This window comes from Nocardioides sp., from assembly GCF_035576065.1.
Lineage (GTDB): Bacteria > Actinomycetota > Actinomycetes > Propionibacteriales > Nocardioidaceae > Nocardioides.
Genome location: NZ_DATLWX010000036.1, coordinates 38,149 through 57,222, shown reverse-complemented (window position 1 = coordinate 57,222; position 19,074 = coordinate 38,149). Strand labels below are relative to the sequence as shown.

The window sequence follows — 19,074 nt, the reverse complement described above, 5'->3', positions numbered from 1 at the left end:
TGATACAGCCGCTAACCCGGCGTTACAGCAACGCGCGCAGGCGATCAGTCCCGCAGGCAGATCAGAACGCGGCCTCATCGAGGTCCATCAGCCCGAGGTCGATGCCCTCGGCGATGGCGCGCTCGGCGGTGAGGCGCGGCAGGTTGGTCTGCGCGAAGAACTGCGCCGCCGCCACCTTGCCCTCGTAGAAGGGCTTGTCCTTGGCCGAGACGTCACCGGCGGTGCCGTCCAGCTTGTCCAGGGCGATCTCGGCCTGGCGCAGCAGCAGCCAGCCGCACACGACGTCACCGAGAGCCATCAGCAGGCGGGTGGTGTTGAGGCCGACCTTGTAGATGTTGCGCAGGTCGCCGCCCTCTGCGGAGACGTCCGCAGACATGAGGTCGCTGATCATGTGGGCGACCATCGCGTTGACGTCCTCGAGGGCCACAGCGAGGAGACCGCGCTCGACCTTGAGGCGACCGTTCCCGGCCTCGCTGGCGATGAAGGCCTCGATCTCCTTGGCCAGGTGGCCCAGGGCGCGGCCCTGGTCCTTGACGATCTTGCGGAAGAAGAAGTCCTGACCCTGGATCGCCGTGGTGCCCTCGTAGAGGGTGTCGATCTTCGCATCGCGGACGTACTGCTCGACGGGGTACTCCTGGAGGAAGCCCGAGCCGCCGAAGGTCTGCAGCGACTCCGTGCCGAGCAGCACCCATGAGCGCTCGGAGCCGTAGCCCTTGACGATCGGGAGCAGCAGGTCGTTGACCGCAGCGGCGAGCTCGTCCTTCTCGCCGTCGTGCTCGGCCACCATGACGCGGTCCTGCCACGTCGCCGTGTAGAGCACCAGGGCGCGCATGGCCTCGGCGAAGGACTTCTGCGTCATCAGCGATCGACGGACGTCGGGGTGGTGCGTGATCGTCACGCGGGGGGCGGTCTTGTCGGCTGCCTGCGTGAGGTCGGCGCCCTGGACGCGCTCCTTGGCGAACTCCAGCGCGTTGAGGTAGCCGGTGGACAGCGTCGCGATCGCCTTGGTGCCGACCATCATCCGGGCGTTCTCGATCACGTCGAACATCTGCGCGATGCCGTTGTGCACCTCGCCGAGCAGCCAGCCGCGAGCGGGCTCGCCGCCGCCGACCTGTGGGTCGCCGAAGGTGACCTCGCAGGTGTTGGAGACCTTGATGCCCATCTTGTGCTCGACGTTGGTGACGTAGACGCCGTTGCGCTCGCCGGTGAGCTCGCCGGTCTGGTGGTCGAAGTGGTAGGTCGGCATCCAGAACAGCGACAGACCCTTGGTCCCGGGGCCGCCGGCACCTTCCACACCCTCGGGGCGGGCCAGGACGAGGTGCATGGTGTTGTCGCTGAGACCGCCCTCGGCGGAGGTGATGAAGCGCTTGACCCCGGTGATGTTCCAGGAGCCGTCCTCGTTGGGCGTGGCCTTCGTCCGCCCGGCCCCGACGTCGGACCCGGCATCGGGCTCGGTCAGCACCATGGTGCACGTCCACTGGCGCTCGACCATGAGCTCGGCGACGCGCTGGTCGCGCTCGTTGCCGTTGGTGTAGACGACGCCGGCGAACGGCGGGCCGGCGGCATACATCCACACGGGGGCGTTGGCGCCGAGCACCATCTCGCCGATGGCCCAGACCAGCGAGGACGGGGCGGGGGTGCCGCCGAGCTCTTCGCGGATCTGCAGGCGCCAGTACTCCGAGTCCATCCAGGCCTGGTAGCTCTTCTTGAACGACTCCGGCACGGGAGCGGTGTTGGTCTGGGGGTCGAACACCGGCGGGTTGCGGTCGCTGTCGACGTACGACGCGGCAAGGTCCTCGCGCGACAACCGGTCGACCTCGGCGAGGATCTCGCGAGCGGTCTCCCCGTCGACCTCGGCGAACGGTCCCTGGCCCAGGACGTCGTCCCGGCCGAGGACCTCGAAGAGGTTGAACTCGATGTCTCGCAGGTTGCTCTTGTAGTGGCTCACGATCGACCTATTCCGTCTGGGGGGGAGTTAGCAGGCGTACTACTACTCGTCAGTAACATCAATGATGCCCTCCCGCGGAGGAGCGCGCAACATGAATCGGGCATGTGGCTGGTCACAGCCTCCGTTTGGGCGCAGGCAAGTCGGCTTTGGCTATAACCTTACGTATGTGTAGTCTTTCACTCGACATACATTGATTCGAAAGGTGCCTGCCCATGCGCAAGCTCATCGTGCTCGGTTTCGTCGGGCTCATCGCACAACTCATCGACGGTGCCCTGGGCATGGGCTACGGCGTCACGTCGTCCACGCTGCTGGTCGCCGTCGGGATCGCGCCGGCCATGGCGTCGGCGGCCGTGCACTTCTCCGAGATCGGCACCTCGCTGGTCTCCGGCGTCTCGCACCACAAGCTCGGCAACGTCGACTGGCGCACCGTCTCCGTCCTGGCCGTGCCGGGCTTCATCGGCGCCTTCGTCGGCGCGACCGTGCTGTCCAACCTCGACGCCGCCACGGCCAAGCCGATCGTCGCCACCATCCTGCTCGCCCTCGGGATCTACGTCGTCTACCGCTTCCTGCGCCTGGGGGGTCGACGCCCGCAGTTCAAGTCACGTCCCTCGATCGCGTTCCTGGCCCCGATGGGCCTCTTCGCGGGCGCGCTCGACGCCATGGGCGGCGGCGGGTGGGGACCGGTCGGCACCACGACGCTGCTCTCCAGCGGCCGGCTCGAGCCCCGCAAGGTCATCGGCTCGATCAACACCTCCGAGTTCGTCGTCGCGGTCGGCGCCTCCCTCGGCTTCATCCTCGCCCTCGGCAGCCAGGGCATCAACTGGGGCTTCGTCGCAGCGCTGCTCGCCGGAGGTGTCGTCGCCGCCCCGATCGCGGCCTGGCTGGTCAGCCGACTGGCGCCCCGCGTCCTCGGTGTCGCTGCCGGCGGCATGATCGTGCTCACCAACTCCAAGACCATCCTCGAGTCGCTCGGCGTCCCCGGCGTCGGTGTGGCGGCGACTGCGGCCGCCGTCTTCGTGGCCTGGATCTGGGGCATCGCGTGGGCGGTCAAACAGGAGCGACTGGCCCGCGCCGCCACCGCCGTAGCGGATCGCGAGCTGGAGCCCGCCTGAATCGCTCAGGATCGCGGCGGCCGCGTCACGGCGGGGGGACGCGGCCGACCCGTCTGACAAACTGCGACCATGCGCGTTTCCGCCAAGGCCGACTACGCCCTCCGGGCGCTGATCGAGATCGCCCTCCGCACCGACGGTGCTGCGGTCAGCGCCGAACAGCTCGGCAAGGCCCAGGACATCCCCCACGGCTTCCTGCAGGCGATCCTCGCCGACCTGCGACGTGCGGACATCGTGGTCTCCCAGCGCGGTCAGTCGGGCGGGTGGCGGTTCGCTCGCTCACCGGACTCCGTCTCAGTCGCTGACGTGATCCGTGCTGTGGACGGTCCGCTGGTCTCGGTCTACGGCCTGAGGCCCGAGTCCGTGGCGTACGGCGAGTCGGCGAAGGTCCTCCAGCACGTGTGGATCGCAGCCCGCCGCTCCCTGCGCTCGGTCTTCGAGGCGGTCTCGATCCAGGACCTCGTCGACGGCGAGCTGCCGTCGGCGGTCGCCGACCTCACGGCCGACGAGGACGCCTGGCAGCCGCACTGAGCAGTCAGGCGGCGAGCTCGCTCTTGAGCTGCTTGCGGCGCTTCTTCAGCTTGAGCAGGCTCGTGTCGAGCCGCGCCTTCTCCTCGGTCAGCGAGAGGCGGACCACTTCCGCCGCCAGCTTCGCCCCTGACAGGTTGCCGTCCAGGCGGTGGATGCGGCCGAGCTTCACCTTCTCGGACCAGGCAGCGGGAAGCTCGCTTCCGCCCGTGGACACGAGGTGGACCTTGAGTCCGTGCAGTCCATCGAGGGCCAGGGCTGCCTGATCAGCATCGGCCTCCCAGAACCCGGGTTGGCTGACGACGGCGTCGGTGCGAGTGCGGAAGGTCTTGCGGCACACCCGGGCCCACGCGCCCTCGACCTCCTTGCGCTTGAGGCCGGCGCTCTTGTGGAGGCGTCGGATCTCGAGGTCAGCGCGGTCGAGATCGGCGCGGCTGACGTCCGGGGTCGAGACGCCGCCCGCGGCCAGCTGCGCACGGGCCTCGTCGTCGAGCTCGACGGCGTCCGGTCCGATGTGGAGGAAGACGTGGCGCTTCGGCATACCCGCAACGTCGCAGACCCTGGCGACCGTCCGGTGAACTGGGCGCGACCTCCACGGGAAGGTCGGACCTCCAGTGGTTTCCGTGAGGTTCTCGAGTGGTGGCGTGGGAGACACGCAACGACGAACTGGGCACCGGATGGACCACCGCTCTCGTTCTCCTCGCCCTGGCTTGCGTCGCGGTCGGAGTCTTCTTCGTACCGCTCGCGATGGCGCACACCATCTCCCGCGCACCGGACCTCTACTACCTCGACACAGGCGCGTCCCGGGCCGCGATGGCCACCAAACCGGACAACAGGCGCGGCGAAGTCCACGCCACCGGTAGTCGGCTCACCGGAACCGCTCTGCCCGGCATGGCCACGACGTACATCAAGCTCGGCATGGTCGACGACGGCCGCATCGCCGGCATCCTTGTCCGAGTCGCGAGCAAACCCCGTCCCGAACCAGACCCCACGCCCACCCCGGACCACACCACCGTCAAGAAGAACTACCGATGGCTGACCCGAGCGCGACACGCACTTGGTCCGTGGCTCATTTGGTCCCTGAACACACCTCGGGGTGGACGTCCGACGTAGGGCGCGTCCTCGTCGCTGGCTGCGTAGAGGTGTCCGAGGTAGAGGTCCTCGAGAACTTTGGAGGGCACGCGCACCATGAGCTCCTGAGCGGCCCAGGTAGTGACCGTCCCGAATCTTGTCCAGCGCACCAGTAACGCCCTTTTCCGTCTCGACTTGGTCGGTGGTTGACGGCGGTCGATGATCGCGTCCTGGGGGGCCCGGTTCCGCTGGTCGTTGGAACCGGGCCCTCCGTTGTGGGGGCGCCTGTGAGCGGTCGACGACGTGCTGTCCGCTTGGTGTCCAGCTGGGTTGGCCACTTCCAGTCCTGCCATCGGCAGTCATCATCTGATCAGTAGGCAGCGTCTCGCATGACCGCACGCTTCACCGTCGCCGTCTTGAGCGCAGCCAACGTGACGAGCCCAGGCGCTGGTAGGGCGACCGCTCAGGCGAACTTTTCCTCGACGCAGCTGTGGGTGCTATTCGTCCCGTCCGGGTTGGCCAACGTGATGGTGGAATTCGCATAGAAGCCGACTTCCAACGTCTCAGAGATCGTGACGGTAGTCGGGATGTTGCCTGCAGCCATCACGGCGTTGATGTCCATGCCCCAGAAGTGGTGGCCCTGGTACTCGTCTGAGTAGTTCATCGCCGCCCACCCGCTGAGGGTCAGCTGGTACACGATTTCGACAGTCAGCGTGCCCTTGCTCGCGCTCAGTTCCGCAGTCACGGACTCGCCAGGGTCAAGGGGAACCTCGACTCCGGCGTTCGTCCCCAACGTGACCGTCTCGCTCTCGGAGCCACCCTGCTCTGAGGCTTGGGAGAAACTGAGCGAGGTCTCGCCTTCTGCGCCGCTTCCGAGGAAGCTGATGCCGTAGGAGATGGATTGCCCGACCTCGATCGTCGTTGTGTCGGACCACGAACTCTCAGCGGTCACACTGACCTCCTGACTGACCCCGCAGTTGAACGTGCCAGGCTTTTCGCTGGTGTTGTGGAAGACCTGCGAGTTGATGATGGTGGGGCTCGACGTGACCTCCTGGACCGTCGCACTTTGCACGGTCATGAGCGTCTGGACCTGGGGCCAGCCGTAGCTCGAGTAGAGGTCGTCCCACGGGGTTGGGCTGCACAGGTAGGCATCGTTAGGTGCTTGGCCGCCATGCGCAGCGGCGATGGCGCTCTTCAGCGGACCATCTTCAATGCCGAAGGCCGCCACCTCGGGCGACGTGATGATGTGCTGGATGGAACCAGTTGCGACGACCGAGGATGACGACTCGTCAGCACCTGCATTGATAGCGACCGAGATAGGCAAGGTATTCAATCCCTCAGATTGATGAAATTGTACGGACACCTCATCCCAGCACGTTTGGTACGGCGATGTATGTAAACGCGGGGCGACAAACGAGCGGCCAGCCGAAATCGGTCGTCTGCGGTGTCACCAAGGAGCGAATATTCGACTCCTTGTCGACAACGTCGAATTTGGGCCGTACCTTTCCACCCAGGGCACGGGGTCAAAGACGTCCAGGCTGCGGCAAGCTCACCTTCCACTCCAAGGAGGGGGAGTCCATTCGCGAGTGCAGCAATTGCGGCGTGACCGGCTGGCTCGGTGATGGACCGTCGACTTCCTCCAAGCGCGGCAAAACATGCATGGTCTGCGGCGCCGGAACGTTCAAGGAAGTAGGCGTCTCCACCTCAGGCGCCGCCATAAGACAGTGTTTCAGCTGGGCCACAGGCCGGTGGGGTCGGTGTAGGCCAGCGGGTTGGCGTTGGCGTACGTCCCGGTCCCCGAGTACGCCATCGCTGCGGCTTGGTCGGGTGCCATGAACCGGCCCAGGGTGGGGTCGTACTGGCGGGCACGGAGGTGAACCTGACCGGACGGGTCGGCGTACTGACCGGTCCATCCGATCGGGTTGACCCGGCTGGTCGAGCTGTAGATCACGCTCGGGACACGGGACACGGAGGTTCCGCTCGCGGACGACCCTGTCGAGCAGGTGGTGACCCACCAGCAGTAGCGCAGGGCGCTGGCGGGCGGACACGGTCCACATGAGGTGCAGGCCCCGGGAACGTTCGATTCCCCCGGGTAGCCGGGGGATCAGGGGGCTGTCTACGGCCGATCGAGCCGGGACAGCCAGTCGACCAGCGGCTTGTATGCCTTCCAGTCCGCGCGGACCACGTCGACGAGCTCGGTGGTGTGGATGACCGGCTCGAAGCCGATCGTCCGGCCGGCGAAGAGCTGCTTGTGCCGCAACAGGTCGATCCGCGGGTGCTCGCGGTCGTAGCCCCGTGGCGAGGTCTTCAGCTGCTCGCCCGAGATCTCGAAGCCCCCCTTCTCGAGCTTCGCCAGGATCCGCTGCAGCCGCGGTCCTGACGAGTCATCAACGATGGCGTCGCGGAAGGCCGCGAGCGTCGTGGCGTCAGCGTTGTAGAAGCCAGCACCTGTGCGTACGCCGCGGGCGGACACCTCGACGTACCAGCCGGTCGCCGGGGCGACCCCGACGAAGGCGCCCTGGTGCGTCTTGTAGGGGGTCTTGTCCTTGGCGAAGCGGACGTCGCGGTAGGGGCGGAAGACCTTGGCGGCGCCGAACTCCGGCTGAAGGGCGTCGGTCAGGGCCTTCATCGGCGCAGCCACCGACTCGTCGTAGACCGCCTTGTTGGCCTCCCAGAACGACCTGGTGTTGTCCATCTCGAGGTCGTCGTAGAAGTCGAGGGCGGCGGCAGGGAATCCTTCAAAGGTCACGGAAGGAGCCTAGGGACCGTCGTCGAGAAGTTCGAGATCGTCGTCCGCGACAGCGGCCAACCAGAGAGTCTCTCCGGCATCACTGACGATCTCGACCTCGTAGGCATCCTCGTAGACGTCAACGACCGCTCCCTGGGTGCCTGCTGGCACGCCGTCAACTTCACGCCGAAGACGAACGGTGGCGAACAAGGGCCAACGGCCGATGAGGTGTTCGTTGGTCGGCTCGACCACTTCAACCACCGTGGCAGAGCCGATCACTCGACGCCCGTCCCTCATCTGAATCAGATCTCCCACGGCGACGTGGCTCCAGCGCTGCGGGAACCGTGGGACCAAGCGAACAATGCAAGTCGTTCCCGGCAGAAGTTCTCGTGTCCCTTCTGGGAACACCATCGCGTCGTTGTCGGGGCGGTGACCATCAGCGCTGTTTCCGATCTCCCACGCCGCCGTCCAGCCAGCGAGGACGGCATGACGCCGTCCTCCGTGGGCGCTATCAGTCAGCCTCAACTTCGCCCTGATGCAGCCATAGCGAGAGGTCGCATGCCGAGCCTGGGCGTGGGCTTCCGCCATCCAGTCAGGCACTTCATGCTCTGTGGCCATTAGTGGTTACCGTGTCCCTGCCTGCCATTGAGGTTCGCAAGAACCTCGGCGGGCGAGATGTCATAGCCAGTGGCGTTGGCTCCGCTCCAGTTCAGACCAACCAGCAGTCCGTCACGCTCCAGCCCCGGAAGCCACCGCCCGTTCCACTCGCTGAGGCTCAGCGCTGTCACGATGCTGCCTTCGTATGCTTCGACGTGCGCGATGATCGCCTCCGCGCGAGAGGCCTTGGACCAGAACGGCATCGTGCGGACACCGTCAGGTTCGGCTGGCGCTGGGAAGCCAGCATCGTCGCGGAGTGCATACACGCGCTCGCCTGCCAGTACCTCCCGGTAGAATGCGTCGGCATGGGCGGCGGCGACACTCACGCGCTGATCTTTGCATCACGTGCGCGTCCACGCAGCACGTGCAGGCGGCGATCACGGCGATCGGTTTGTATCTGATCGCGAATAGTTGACCTTGATGAACTACTCGTCGCGGTAGGGGCGGAAGGCCTTGGCGGCGCCGAACTCCGGCTGAAGGGCGTCGGTCAGGGCTTTCATCGGCGCAGCCACCGACTCGTCGTAGACCGCCTTGTTGGCCTCCCAGAACGACCTGGTGTTGTCCATCTCGAGGTCGTCGTAGAAGTCGAGGGCGGCGACGGGGAATCCGGTGAAGCTCACTCCACGACGCTAGCGGTCCAGACCAGTAGCCTCCACCCCTGACATCGCGTCAAGGTCACGACGACCGCCGGAGGCACTCCGTCGACGACCACCACGAAGGTCACCGTCAAGGGCTGAGTGGGGGGACTCTACGAAACGCTGGCGGAGACCTGCTCGTCGCCGTCCTCGCCGAAGGAGGAGAGGGTGACGATGCCGTCGGCGCACTCGGGCCTGCCCAGGAAAGCATTGCCCTTCGAGGCCGACTCGTAGGCCACTGACAGGGCGGTGCCGTCCCAGCGCATCAGGCGCGCCGGCTCGGTCATCTTCGTCGGGTCGCTGACGAAGAAGGCGTCACCGCCGCAGGAGACCAGCGAACCGGTCGTACCCTTCGCCAGCCTCTGGGGCGGGCCCCCGTCAACGACCGCGCTGAACACCGCGCGCTCCTGGCGCCGGGGTCGCGGGACCTCGGAGAAGATGATGCCGGTGCTGGTCGCCGCGATGTCCCAGCCGACGCACTCGTCGGGACCCGCCACCGGCTGCGGGACCCCCGCCTGGTCGAGCAGGTTCAGGGTGCGGCACGAGATGTCGCTGCCGTAGTCGAAGAGCATCGCCGCAACGCCGTGCTCGTTGGCGTCGAGCTCGGCGATGCCAACGCGCCCCGACGGGCACCAGCCGTCCTCACCGTTGCCGTCGGCGACGGCCAGCGTCGCGAGGCAGGCTCCGGCGCCCTCGCCCCGCGTGGGGTAGTAGAGGCTGTCGTCGATCAGGGCCCAGTCGCTGCCGTTGGCGGGCTCGGGCGTGACGATCTTCGTCGCCTCTCCGGTGGACAGGTCGACGCGGTAGCCGAGGCCCGTGGTCACCTCCCCGCCGAAGGAGTAGGACACCACCGCGGTGTCCCCGTCGAGCAGCAGCGCGTCGACCTCGCCGCTCTCCACGGTAGGCAGCGTGACATCGGCTGCGCCGGTCGCGCTCTCGAACGTGACGTCGCCGGCCCTGGCTAGAGCGGTCCACTTCTCACCGACGACCACGCGCTCGTCCACCAGGTGACCGGTGGGTTGCCACGCGAGCTGTCCTTGAGGCGCAGGCTCGGTCGTCTCCGTCTCCGTCTCGGTCGGGGCCGGGCGGGGAGCATCCGACGAGGACGTCGTCGCCTCCGGAGCAGGCTCGCCCTGGTCGGCACACCCGGCTGCGAGGAGAAGCAGGGTCGCTGCGATCGCCGTACTGGCACCGCGGCGCATGGCCATCAGAGGCCCAGGTTGTGCTGGAAGTGGGCCTGGTTGGCGCGATAGCTCTTGTACGCCGACTGCCACTGCGTGCGTGCGATGCGCGGCTCGGTGGGGTTGAACCTGCTCTGGTCCCACGGCTCGAAGTAGCTGAGCAGCGGCTGGCCGTCCGGGTTCTTGTCGTAGCCGCGGCCCACCTGGAAGTGGCCCGAGGCGTCGTCGTCGAGGTAGGGGAAGTACTTCTTGACCAGGACCGGATGGAGCACGACGGGCGCCTGGTAGGTGTGCAGGTGTTTCTTCATCAACCGGAACCACTGCTCGAAGGTGAAGTCGCTGATGTCGAGCACGACGTACGGGCCAGCGTGCTCCTCCCGGTCATAGCCGGTGTTGTGGTTGACGACCCGGACCATGGCGGTGATCGCCGTGCCGGCGGTGGTCGTGTGCAGCCGGTCGGCCCACAGTGCCTGGCCCTGGCGACGATCACGCCACCCCCAGGCGATCATCTGCGCGGCTGCCGGTCCGCAGTAGTACGTGCGGTTCTGCGGCCGGACCTGCTTCTCGCGGAGGATCTTGAAGGTCCGGGGGTGCTTGCGCGCGCTCGTGCGGGCGGTCACCGCGGCCTCCGGGTGCTTTTCCATGAAGTCGTCGGGCATCGGGACGCCCTGGATCTCGTGGCGGATCAGCCACACCTTCGCGACCGAGCGGGCGGCCGCTCTGAGCTCGGCCCGCTCCGCGGCGGCACGCTCATCGGGTGACAGGCGACCGAAGCGACGCATGGCGGCAAGGGCGCTGAGGTCGCCGGTCTGTTCCGGCTTCGTCCGCCGGGGGTTGGGAGTCGCAGCAGCCGCGAACCGCGACGCCACCTCGTCCTGGCTCTGGGTAGTCCACCCCAAGCCGAGGCAGTAGCGCTGACCGTCGAACATCGCACAGCGCGAGGCAGCGGCTGCCAGGGCGTACGCCGATGAGCGCGACGACACCGTCAGCCGCCGGCCATGCGCGACGACCCGATCGATCTCGGACTGCATCTCAGGGGTGATCGCACCGAGCCCCGGCGCACCCGCCCGCGTCGGCTGCGTGGACGCGTTCGCCTTCGGGGTCAGGGCCGGTGTCGGACCTGACTCCTCGGGCAGGAGCGGGCTGGCGGCGATCAGGAGCGCGAGAGCGCCGGTCGCAGCGCCGATGCGGCGGCGACGGCGGGCTCGGGCGGGCTCGGGCGGGGGATCGGAGCGAACGGTCGAACGGGAGAACATGGGGAAGGCCTCAATGTGCTGGACATCGTGGGCAACCCACTGTCCCCTCTGATCACACTGGGCGCAAGTTTCACACCAGTCACAGGGGTGAGGGCGGAGCCGGCCGAGCCCGTGGTCGGCTCGCCCGGCTGGCGCCGTGCTGCGCCGCTTCACGTTGCGTCTGCCTAGCGGCTTGCGCCGCGAGCCAGTCGCGGCGTTCGGCCGGTCGTAGTGGACCCGGTGTCACAACTCGGACTCGTCGAACCGCCGGATGGTCACGCTCTCCGTGCCAGGCGTGAAGTCGATGCTGACGACCTCGTAGTAGCGCCCCTCGACGTCGAAGCAATCGTTCAGACGCAGGTGTACATCTTCGGTGTACTCGGTGATGCGCTTCTGAGAAGACACGATTCCGATGCCGCTCGGGTCGAAGCCAGGGGTGGGCCTGTCGGGTTCGTCGAGCGCGTGCACGGAGATGGTGACTGAGGGAGGTTCGATTTTGGCGAGCCGAAGACCGTCACCGTCGACCCCTACGGTCTGGCCAAGCGGGATGAGCACACGGTCGAAGCCGGGGTCAGCGCTCACAGCCGTTCCTCCAGTGGGATGGTCAGCACGGTCGGCTTGCCCGGCTGGCGCCGTGCTGCGCCGCTTCACGCCGCGTCTGCCTCGCGGCTTGCGCCGCGAGCCGGTCGCGGCGTTCGGAGCGGATGACGAGATTCGAACTCGCGACATCGACCTTGGGAAGGTCGCGCTCTACCAGCTGAGCTACATCCGCAGGATGCGCCGGAATCGTACCCGACACGTCGGGTCAGGCGATCGGGTGGCGGGGCTGTTCAGTCGAGACGACTCAGGTTCGGCCACCGCGCTGCGACAGTGTCGCCGGAGGACCGACCGGTGACGCGGCGGCTCACCCACGGAGCGAGGCTGCCGCGGGCCCACACGGCATGCTCCGCCCAGGCGGCCCGCCGCGAGGCCAGCACCGACTCCGGCAGCTCGACCGCGAGCGAGTGGGGGACGTCCAGTGCGTCGAGGACGGCCATCGCCACCCGCTGGTGGCCGTGCGGACCCATGTGCAGTCGGTCGCTGTCCCAGTGGCGCTGATCGCGCAGGTCGCGGAGGCGCCAGTAGTCGACGATGGTGGCGCCGTGGCGTTCGGCTGCCCAGCGGACCATCTCGTTGTAGATGGCGAACCGACCCCGCAGCGGGCGGAAGATCGCCGAGCCGCCGGGATCGTAGGCAGTGAAGACCAGCAGGCGGGCACCGGTCGCGGCGAGCCGGCCGAGGGCGGCGTCGTAGCGATCGACGATGGCGTCGATGTCGACCTGGGGCCGGAGGATGTCGTTGCCGCCGGCGTAGATCGAGATCAGGTCGGGACGCAACGCGATCGCGGGGGCGACCTGCTCGGCGATGACGCCGTCGAGCTTGCGACCCCGGATCGCGAGGTTGGCGTAGCGGAAGTCGTCGGTGCGGCTGGCCAGGACCTCCGCGACCCGATCGGCCCAGCCGCGCAGCCCGTTGGGTCGGGTCTCGTCCGGGTCGCCGACGCCCTCGGTGAACGAGTCGCCGAGAGCGACGAAGCGGTGGAAGGTCACCGTGTCATTCTCCAATCCGCACGCCACGGGTCTGCAGCGGGCCCGGGTCACTAGGCTGCACCCCGTGCTTCTCTCCGACCGCGACATCCTCGCCGAGATCGACGACGGGCGCATCGCCCTCGAGCCGTGGGACCCGACGATGCTGCAGCCCTCCAGCATCGACGTCCGACTCGACCGGTTCTTCCGTGTCTTCGAGAACCATCGCTACCCGCACATCGACCCCGCGGCCGACCAGTCGGACCTGACCCGCGAGGTCGAGCCAGAGGGCGACGAGCCATTCATCCTGCACCCCGGCGAGTTCGTGCTGGGCTCGACCTACGAGGTCGTGAGCCTTCCCGACGACGTCGCCGCACGGGTCGAGGGGAAGTCGAGCCTGGGTCGCCTCGGTCTGCTGACCCATGCGACTGCCGGCTTCGTCGACCCCGGCTTCAGCGGGCACGTCACGCTCGAGCTGGCCAACGTCGCCACCCTCCCGATCAAGCTCTACCCCGGGATGAAGATCGGGCAGTTCTGCTTCTTCCGCCTGTCCTCGCCGAGCGAGCACCCCTACGGCTCGGAGAAGTACGGCTCGCGCTACCAGGGACAGCGTGGGCCCACCCCGAGCAGGAGCTTCCAGAACTTCCACCGAACCGAGATCTGATGTCTCGCGGCCGGGCCTGGCACCTGGGGGTGGCCGTGCTCGCGACCGCTGCCGTGGTCTTCCAGCTGGTCCTGGTCTGGCAGGGCGGCACCGTCCTGGACGAGACCGACCCGCCAGACCTCGGTGAGCGGGTCATCCGCTTCTTCGGCTACTTCACGGTGCTGTCCAACATCCTCGTCGCGTGGGTGGCGTGGACCATCGCTCTCGATCGTGACACCGACACGGCCGGGTGGCGGACGCTGCGACTGACCTCACTGGTGGCGATCACGGTCACCGGTGTCGTGCACTGGTTCCTGCTTCGTCCGCTGCTGGACCTGTCCGGTGCCGACTACCTCGCCGACAAGCTGCTCCACCTCGCCGTACCCCTCGTCGCGGTGATCGGGTGGGCGGTGTTCGGTCCTCGAGGTCGGGTCCAGGGTCGTGACGTCGTCGCCAGCCTTGCGTTCCCGGTCGTGTGGTTGTCCTACACCCTGCTGCGCGGCGCGATCACCGGGTTCTACCCCTACCCGTTCCTGGATGTCGACGCCGAGGGGTACGCCGCAGTGTCGGTCGTGAGTCTGGGGATCGCGGTCCTCTTCGTCGGCGTGGCGGCCGTGGCGTGGAAGGGCGACGAGCGCGTGGCCAAGAGGCAGTGAAGGAAGTTAGGATCACCTAAGTTAGGGTTGCCTTAATAAGGCTGACCTAACTACGGAGCTCCCATGAACCGCACCCTGCGCCTCGGCGCCGCCGCCCTCGCTGCGGCCACCCTCACTGCCTGCAGCACCGGCTCCACCACGACTGAGGCGACGTCAGCCCAGCCGTCGGCCGCCACGTCCGCCGAGGCCGACGCCTTCCCGGTCACGATCGAGCACGCCTTCGGCAAGACGACGATCACGGAGGACCCGGCCCGCGTGGCGACCCTGGGTTGGACCGACCAGGACCACGCGGTCGCGCTCGGCGTCGTCCCCGTCGGCGCCACGAAGCTGACCTGGGGTGGCAACGAGGCCGGCTCGAGCGACTGGTTCGACGCCGCCCTCGCGGAGACCGGCGCCGAGGCGCCGGTCCGCTACGACGACACCGACGGTGCGCCCATCGACGAGATCGCACAACTCGACCCCGACATCATCCTGGCGACCAACTCCGGCATCACCGAGGCGGAGTACGCCAAGCTCAGCAAGATCGCCCCCGTCGTTGCCTACCCGGAGTTCGCGTGGACGACCCCGTGGCAGACCTCGCTCGAGATGGTGGGTCAGGCTCTCGGTCGCAGCGACCTCGCCACCGACGTCGCGGACGACACCACGGCGCAGATCGAGGCAGCCCGCGCGGACAACCCCGAGCTCGACGGCGCTTCGCTCATCTACGGCTACCTCACCCCGGCCGACCTCTCGACCGTGGGCATCTACGCTCCCGCGGACCCGCGCGTCTCGCTGCTCCGCGACTTCGGGATGGTGGATGCCGCAGCGGTCGACGGCGCCATCAAGGAGGGCGAGTTCTACGGCACCGTGTCGGCCGAGCGTGCCTCCGAGCTCGACTCTGACGTGATCATCACGTGGGTCGAGAAGCCCGGCGACGCGCAGACCTTCGTCGAGGACAACCTCCTCGGCCAGATCCCGGCCATCGACTCCGGTCACTTCTACGCGGAGTCGAGCAAGCCGGTCGCGTTGGCGTCCACGAACCCGACCCCCCTCTCGATCCCGGTCATCATCGACACCGTCATTCCCAAGATCGTCGCTGCGGTCGACGGGTCGTGACCAGCGTCTCCCTCCTCGAGCACGACGCGGGGACCGGTCACCGACGCCGGCCGCCGCGTCGTGTCGGTACGCCCGTGGCGATCACGTTCCTCGTGGGCGCGGTCGTGGCGGTGGCAGCACTGTCCGTGGTGGTCGGCGCCCGGCCGATCCCGATCGCGGCCGTCTGGGACACCTCCCACCCCTTGCACGACATCTCGCGGGCCCGCGTCGACCGGACGCTGCTTGGCCTTGCCGTGGGCGCTGCGCTGGCGCTGGCCGGCGCGGTCCTGCAGGGACTCACCCGCAACCCGCTCGCCGACCCCGGCATCCTCGGCATCAACGCGGGCGCCAGCTTGGCGATGGTCCTCGCGATGTCGGGCTTCGGTGTGTCCCAGCTCCGCGACTTCCTGTGGATCGCCTTCCTCGGCGCCGCGGTCGCCGCGGTCGTGGTGCATGTCATCGCGTCCCTCGGCCGCGACGGAGCGACCCCGCTGAAGCTGACGATCGCCGGTGCCGCGATCACTGCCGCGGCCACGAGCTGGACCACCGGCCTCCTGCTGGTCGATCGCCAGACGATGGACGCCTTCCGCTACTGGCAGGTGGGCACGATCGGTGGGCGCGACCTCGACGTCCTGCTCACCGGCGCGCCGTTCCTGCTCGCTGGAGGACTTCTCGCGGTCACCGGCTCCGGCCTGCTCGACACCTTGGCCCTCGGGGACGACCTGGCGCGCGGTCTCGGGCGTTGTACGGCGCTGGACCGGGTCATCCTCGGCGTGGCGGTGGTGCTGCTGGCCGGGACCGCGACCGCGCTCGCGGGGCCGGTGGCTTTCGTCGGCCTCGTCGTGCCGCACGCGGTGCGCGGACTCGTCGGACCCGGTCACTCACGCGTGCTTTCCCTCTCTGCTCTCGGAGGAGCCGTCCTTGTCGTGGTTGCCGACACTCTCGGGCGGGTCATCCTGCCGCCGGCGGAGGTGCAGGTGGGCGTGATGGCTGCAGTCGTCGGGGTGCCTGTCTTCCTGCTCCTCATCCGTCGAGGTCGTGTCGGGCGGGGGCCCCTGTGACCGCGTTGCTCAGCACGCCCGAACGCCAGGTGGGCGTCAGTCGGAGCGCCGACGCCGTCGCCGTCGTCCGAGCCGCAGGCCGCGCGCCGCGGCGCCGACACCGTGTCGTGGTCGGTGGACTGGGGCTGGCCCTCCTGGCCGCCTTCGGAGCCCGAGTGCTGCTCGGCGACTACACGATCACTGTTCCTGACTTCTTCCGGATCGTCACCGGCACCGACATCCTTGGTGCGTCCTTCATCCTGATGGAGAGCAAGCTGCCCCGCGCCGTCCTGTCGCTCCTTGCAGGCGTCGCCTTCGGAGTGGCTGGGGCGCTCTTCCAGACAACCCTCCGCAACCCGCTCGCCAGTCCCGACATCATCGGCGTCACCCTGGGTGCCAGCGCCATGGCCGTGATCGCGATCGCGCTGTGGGACTGGCAGGGCCTCCCGGTCTCGGCCGTGGCGGTCCTCGGTGCTGTCGCCACCGCGCTCCTGGTCCGTCTGGTCGCGGGTACGCAAGGCGGGCACCGCCTCATCCTCGTCGGCGTTGCGGCAGCTGCGGCCATGCAGTCGGTCATCCAGTACGTCTTCACCCGCGTCGACGAATACGACGCCCAGCTGGTGCTCCGCTGGCTCACAGGCAGTGTCAACGGCGTCGACTGGCCGACGATACGGCTGCTCGCCACCACCTTGGCTCTGCTCCTGCCGATCACGTGGTGGCTGGCCAGGTCGCTGCGCATCAGCGAGCTGGGTGACGACGCAGCCGCCGGTCTCGGCGTCTCAGGTGCGCGAGGGGAGCTGCTCCTGCTCATGGGCGTGGTGCTCTGTGCGGTGTCCGTCGCCGCGGCCGGTCCCATCGCCTTCGTCTCGTTCCTGGCCGGTCCGATCGCGCGGGCGCTCAACGGCGGTCGGACCACGATCCTCGCCTCCGCGCTCACGGGGGCCGTCATCGTGGTGGCCGCCGACTACGTGGGCGACTACTTCGTCCCCGACACCAACCTCCCGGTCGGCGTCGTCACCGGCGCCGTCGGTGCCCCGTTCCTGCTCTGGCTGCTTGCACGCGGCCGCACCGGAAGGAGAGCGGCATGACCGCCATCCCCACCATCGCCGCCACCCCCACGTCACGTCTGTCTGCGGCGCAGCTCAGCCTGGGCTACACCGACGAACCGATCGTCAGCGACCTCGACCTGCAGATCCCGGACGGCCGGGTGACGGTCATCGTGGGCGCCAACGCCTGCGGCAAGTCCACCCTCCTGCGGGGACTCGCCCGACTGCTGAAGCCGAAGGCGGGTGCGGTGCTGCTGGACGGCGAGGCCATCCATCGACAACCCACCAAGCAGGTGGCTCGCGTCCTGGGGCTGCTCCCGCAGAACCCCGTCGCGCCGGAGGGGGTCACCGTCGTGGACCTGGTCGGCCGTGGCCGCCACCCGCATCACGGCGCCTTCAGGCGGTGGACCCGTGCGGACGACGAGGCGGTGACGGAGGCGCTCGTCCTGACCGACACCCTTGCGCTGGCCGAGCGGGCTGTCGACGAGCTGTCCGGGGGCCAGCGCCAGCGGGTGTGGATCGCGATGGCGCTGGCGCAGGGCACCGACCTGTTGTTGCTCGACGAGCCGACGACCTACCTCGATGTGGCGCACCAGGTCGAGATGCTCGACCTGCTCGCTGACCTCAACGCTCGCCGGGGCACCACGATCGTGATGGTGCTCCACGACCTCAACCTCTCGGCCCGCTACGCCGACCACCTGGTCGCGTTGCGAGACGGCAGGGTCGTGGCGGCTGGCACGCCCCGCGAGGTGGTGACCGAAGACGTGGTCCGCGCGGTGTTCGGTCTCGACAACCGAGTGATCGACGATCCCGTCTCGCACACCCCGCTCGTGGTGCCCGTCTCGCGGCACCGCGCTCGCCGTACCAAGGAAGACTCATGACCACACCCACCATCGGCACTGCCGAGTCGTGCCCATGCTGATCGTCGAGGTCGAGGTGATGTCCGTCGAGCGGCTCAGCCCGTCTTTCGTGCGGGTCGAGCTCGGGGCAGCAGAGCTCGCGGACTTCGGTGTCGATGGCCAACGCTACGACCAGCGGATCAAGCTCGTCCTGCCGCACCCTTCCACCGGACGTATGGCGTCGGTGACCGGCGGTGACGAATCGTGGACGGCGACCTGGCTCGACCTGCCGGTCGAGGAACGCGGCCACATGCGGACGTACACGATCCGTGACGTCCGGGGCGCCGGCGCCGGCACCACGATCGTCGTCGACATCGTGCTCCACCACGAGGGCGGTCCTGCAGGACCGGGCTCGACCTGGGCTGCGGCGGCGGCCCCCGGCGATCGTGTCGTCATGGTCGCGCCGCGGCGGGGGTCCCCCTTCGGCGGCATCGAGTTCGATCCCGCTCCTGACGCCGAGCTGCTGATGGCGGCCGACGAGACAGCTGTGCCTGCCGTGTGCGCCGTCCTCGAGCAGCTGCCCTCAACGGCGATCGGCGCGGTGTTCATGGAGGTCCCGACGGCCCGCGACATCCTCGACGTCCGTGGCCCGGAGAACGTGTCGATCACGTGGTTGCCGAGAGGCCGAGAGCCGCTGGGGCGCCGCCTGCACGACGCGGTGGTGGCTCATCTCGGGATCCCGGTCGCCGGCGTCGACGTCGCCCTCGACGAGGTCGACCCGGACCTGTGGGAGACGCCCTCCTACTCGTCCTCGGGCGAGGAGATCTCCCCGGCACGAGCCGTGGGCCACGACCTCGACGGCCTCTACGCCTGGATCGCCGGGGAGTCGAGAGTCGTCACCGGGCTGCGCCGGCACCTCGTCAGCGGGCTGCACATCGACCGGAGCCAGGTCGCGTTCATGGGGTACTGGCGCCGCGGCGTGGCGATGAGGTCCTGAACGACTCCCGCCGGGACGGATCAGGTCGTACGCCGCCCGAAGCTGCGGCTGCGTCGCGTGCTCGTCGCCTCGTTGCGGCGCTGGGTCAGGTGGTGCCGGGCGATGAGCTCGAGCTCGGTGGC

Annotated in this window: 22 protein-coding genes and 1 tRNA gene; 10 read left to right on the top strand and 13 right to left on the bottom strand. The window is 68.3% G+C overall.

What is annotated here, in order from left to right; all coding sequences use genetic code 11:
• Positions 1–61: 61 nt before the first annotated feature.
• Positions 62–1,948, bottom strand: a complete 1,887-nt coding sequence (locus VNJ48_RS16180; RefSeq protein WP_325603927.1) for an acyl-CoA dehydrogenase — start codon at positions 1,946–1,948, stop codon at positions 62–64.
• A gap of 212 nt (positions 1,949–2,160) precedes the next feature.
• Between VNJ48_RS16180 and VNJ48_RS16175 the strand changes: the two genes are divergently transcribed.
• Complete coding sequence (locus VNJ48_RS16175) at positions 2,161–3,060, top strand: sulfite exporter TauE/SafE family protein (RefSeq protein WP_325603925.1); 900 nt, start codon at positions 2,161–2,163, stop codon at positions 3,058–3,060.
• Positions 3,061–3,129: 69 nt separating this feature from the next.
• A complete protein-coding gene (locus tag VNJ48_RS16170; protein ID WP_325603923.1) occupies positions 3,130–3,588 on the top strand; it encodes an Rrf2 family transcriptional regulator in 459 nt (152 codons plus the stop codon).
• Between the two features lie 4 nt (positions 3,589–3,592).
• Here the strand turns inward: VNJ48_RS16170 and VNJ48_RS16165 are convergent, their stop codons facing one another.
• A complete protein-coding gene (locus VNJ48_RS16165; RefSeq protein ID WP_325603921.1) occupies positions 3,593–4,126 on the bottom strand; it encodes a hypothetical protein in 534 nt (177 codons plus the stop codon).
• A 98-nt stretch (positions 4,127–4,224) separates the two neighbouring features.
• On the opposite strand from VNJ48_RS16165, the gene VNJ48_RS16160 reads away from it, so the two are divergent.
• The gene (locus VNJ48_RS16160; protein ID WP_325603919.1) at positions 4,225–4,698 is read left to right on the top strand and encodes a hypothetical protein; all 474 of its coding nucleotides are present in this window, start codon (positions 4,225–4,227) and stop codon (positions 4,696–4,698) included.
• Between the two features lie 421 nt (positions 4,699–5,119).
• Here the strand turns inward: VNJ48_RS16160 and VNJ48_RS16155 are convergent, their stop codons facing one another.
• The 11 genes from VNJ48_RS16155 to VNJ48_RS16105 form a co-directional block, all read right to left on the bottom strand.
• The gene (locus tag VNJ48_RS16155) at positions 5,120–5,989 is read right to left on the bottom strand and encodes a hypothetical protein (protein ID WP_325603917.1); all 870 of its coding nucleotides are present in this window, start codon (positions 5,987–5,989) and stop codon (positions 5,120–5,122) included.
• Between the two features lie 396 nt (positions 5,990–6,385).
• Positions 6,386–6,625 carry an RHS repeat-associated core domain-containing protein gene (locus tag VNJ48_RS16150; protein WP_325603915.1) on the bottom strand — a complete coding sequence of 80 codons (240 nt, stop codon included), beginning with the start codon at positions 6,623–6,625 and terminating at the stop codon, positions 6,386–6,388.
• A gap of 147 nt (positions 6,626–6,772) precedes the next feature.
• Positions 6,773–7,405 carry a DUF2461 domain-containing protein gene (locus VNJ48_RS16145; protein WP_325603913.1) on the bottom strand — a complete coding sequence of 211 codons (633 nt, stop codon included), beginning with the start codon at positions 7,403–7,405 and terminating at the stop codon, positions 6,773–6,775.
• Positions 7,406–7,414: 9 nt separating this feature from the next.
• Positions 7,415–8,002 carry a DUF4926 domain-containing protein gene (locus tag VNJ48_RS16140; protein WP_325603911.1) on the bottom strand — a complete coding sequence of 196 codons (588 nt, stop codon included), beginning with the start codon at positions 8,000–8,002 and terminating at the stop codon, positions 7,415–7,417.
• Positions 8,002–8,367, bottom strand: coding sequence for a DUF2750 domain-containing protein (locus tag VNJ48_RS16135; protein WP_325603909.1), 366 nt, complete (start codon positions 8,365–8,367; stop codon positions 8,002–8,004). The genes VNJ48_RS16140 and VNJ48_RS16135 overlap by 1 nt, the downstream gene beginning before the upstream one ends.
• Before the next feature lie 99 nt (positions 8,368–8,466).
• Entirely contained in the window at positions 8,467–8,661 is a 195-nt protein-coding gene (locus VNJ48_RS16130; protein ID WP_325603907.1) for a DUF2461 family protein, read from the bottom strand.
• A 128-nt stretch (positions 8,662–8,789) separates the two neighbouring features.
• Positions 8,790–9,884 (bottom strand): hypothetical protein, encoded by a 1,095-nt coding sequence (locus tag VNJ48_RS16125; protein ID WP_325603905.1) that lies wholly within the window; start codon positions 9,882–9,884, stop codon positions 8,790–8,792.
• Positions 9,884–11,113, bottom strand: coding sequence for a C39 family peptidase (locus tag VNJ48_RS16120; protein ID WP_325603903.1), 1,230 nt, complete (start codon positions 11,111–11,113; stop codon positions 9,884–9,886). Before VNJ48_RS16120 ends, VNJ48_RS16125 begins: the two co-directional genes overlap by 1 nt.
• Before the next feature lie 222 nt (positions 11,114–11,335).
• Complete coding sequence (locus VNJ48_RS16115) at positions 11,336–11,674, bottom strand: hypothetical protein (RefSeq protein WP_325603901.1); 339 nt, start codon at positions 11,672–11,674, stop codon at positions 11,336–11,338.
• Positions 11,675–11,791: 117 nt separating this feature from the next.
• Positions 11,792–11,864, bottom strand: a tRNA-Gly gene (locus VNJ48_RS16110).
• Positions 11,865–11,922: 58 nt separating this feature from the next.
• A complete protein-coding gene (locus VNJ48_RS16105) occupies positions 11,923–12,681 on the bottom strand; it encodes an SGNH/GDSL hydrolase family protein (protein ID WP_325603900.1) in 759 nt (252 codons plus the stop codon).
• Positions 12,682–12,745: 64 nt separating this feature from the next.
• Here VNJ48_RS16105 and dcd point away from each other — a divergent pair, with 64 nt between their 5' ends.
• The 7 genes from dcd (at position 12,746) to VNJ48_RS16070 (ending at position 18,952) form a co-directional block, all read left to right on the top strand.
• The gene (dcd, locus tag VNJ48_RS16100) at positions 12,746–13,321 is read left to right on the top strand and encodes a dCTP deaminase (protein WP_325603899.1); all 576 of its coding nucleotides are present in this window, start codon (positions 12,746–12,748) and stop codon (positions 13,319–13,321) included.
• Positions 13,321–13,956: a Pr6Pr family membrane protein gene (locus tag VNJ48_RS16095; protein WP_325603898.1), complete on the top strand. Its 636-nt coding sequence runs from the start codon at positions 13,321–13,323 to the stop codon at positions 13,954–13,956. Before dcd ends, VNJ48_RS16095 begins: the two co-directional genes overlap by 1 nt.
• Positions 13,957–14,019: 63 nt before the next feature.
• Positions 14,020–15,051: an ABC transporter substrate-binding protein gene (locus VNJ48_RS16090; RefSeq protein WP_325603896.1), complete on the top strand. Its 1,032-nt coding sequence runs from the start codon at positions 14,020–14,022 to the stop codon at positions 15,049–15,051.
• Positions 15,048–16,091 carry an iron ABC transporter permease gene (locus VNJ48_RS16085; RefSeq protein ID WP_325603894.1) on the top strand — a complete coding sequence of 348 codons (1,044 nt, stop codon included), beginning with the start codon at positions 15,048–15,050 and terminating at the stop codon, positions 16,089–16,091. Before VNJ48_RS16090 ends, VNJ48_RS16085 begins: the two co-directional genes overlap by 4 nt.
• Positions 16,088–17,158 carry an iron ABC transporter permease gene (locus VNJ48_RS16080; protein ID WP_325603892.1) on the top strand — a complete coding sequence of 357 codons (1,071 nt, stop codon included), beginning with the start codon at positions 16,088–16,090 and terminating at the stop codon, positions 17,156–17,158. The genes VNJ48_RS16085 and VNJ48_RS16080 overlap by 4 nt, the downstream gene beginning before the upstream one ends.
• Positions 17,155–17,997, top strand: coding sequence for an ABC transporter ATP-binding protein (locus VNJ48_RS16075; protein WP_325603890.1), 843 nt, complete (start codon positions 17,155–17,157; stop codon positions 17,995–17,997). Before VNJ48_RS16080 ends, VNJ48_RS16075 begins: the two co-directional genes overlap by 4 nt.
• A gap of 34 nt (positions 17,998–18,031) precedes the next feature.
• Complete coding sequence (locus tag VNJ48_RS16070) at positions 18,032–18,952, top strand: siderophore-interacting protein (RefSeq protein WP_325603888.1); 921 nt, start codon at positions 18,032–18,034, stop codon at positions 18,950–18,952.
• Positions 18,953–19,074: the final 122 nt, after the last annotated feature.

Bases quoted from the DNA above. Each gene is read 5' to 3' on its own strand.
- VNJ48_RS16175 (WP_325603925.1), top strand. From the start codon at position 2,161: ATGCGCAAGCTCATCGTGCTCGGTTTCGTCGGGCTCATCGCACAACTC.
- VNJ48_RS16170 (WP_325603923.1), top strand. From the start codon at position 3,130: ATGCGCGTTTCCGCCAAGGCCGACTACGCCCTCCGGGCGCTGATCGAG.
- VNJ48_RS16165 (WP_325603921.1), bottom strand. From the start codon at position 4,126: ATGCCGAAGCGCCACGTCTTCCTCCACATCGGACCGGACGCCGTCGAG.
- VNJ48_RS16140 (WP_325603911.1), bottom strand. From the start codon at position 8,002: ATGGCCACAGAGCATGAAGTGCCTGACTGGATGGCGGAAGCCCACGCC.
- VNJ48_RS16125 (WP_325603905.1), bottom strand. From the start codon at position 9,884: ATGGCCATGCGCCGCGGTGCCAGTACGGCGATCGCAGCGACCCTGCTT.
- VNJ48_RS16120 (WP_325603903.1), bottom strand. From the start codon at position 11,113: ATGTTCTCCCGTTCGACCGTTCGCTCCGATCCCCCGCCCGAGCCCGCC.
- VNJ48_RS16095 (WP_325603898.1), top strand. From the start codon at position 13,321: ATGTCTCGCGGCCGGGCCTGGCACCTGGGGGTGGCCGTGCTCGCGACC.
- VNJ48_RS16090 (WP_325603896.1), top strand. From the start codon at position 14,020: ATGAACCGCACCCTGCGCCTCGGCGCCGCCGCCCTCGCTGCGGCCACC.
- VNJ48_RS16075 (WP_325603890.1), top strand. From the start codon at position 17,155: ATGACCGCCATCCCCACCATCGCCGCCACCCCCACGTCACGTCTGTCT.
- VNJ48_RS16070 (WP_325603888.1), top strand. From the start codon at position 18,032: ATGCTGATCGTCGAGGTCGAGGTGATGTCCGTCGAGCGGCTCAGCCCG.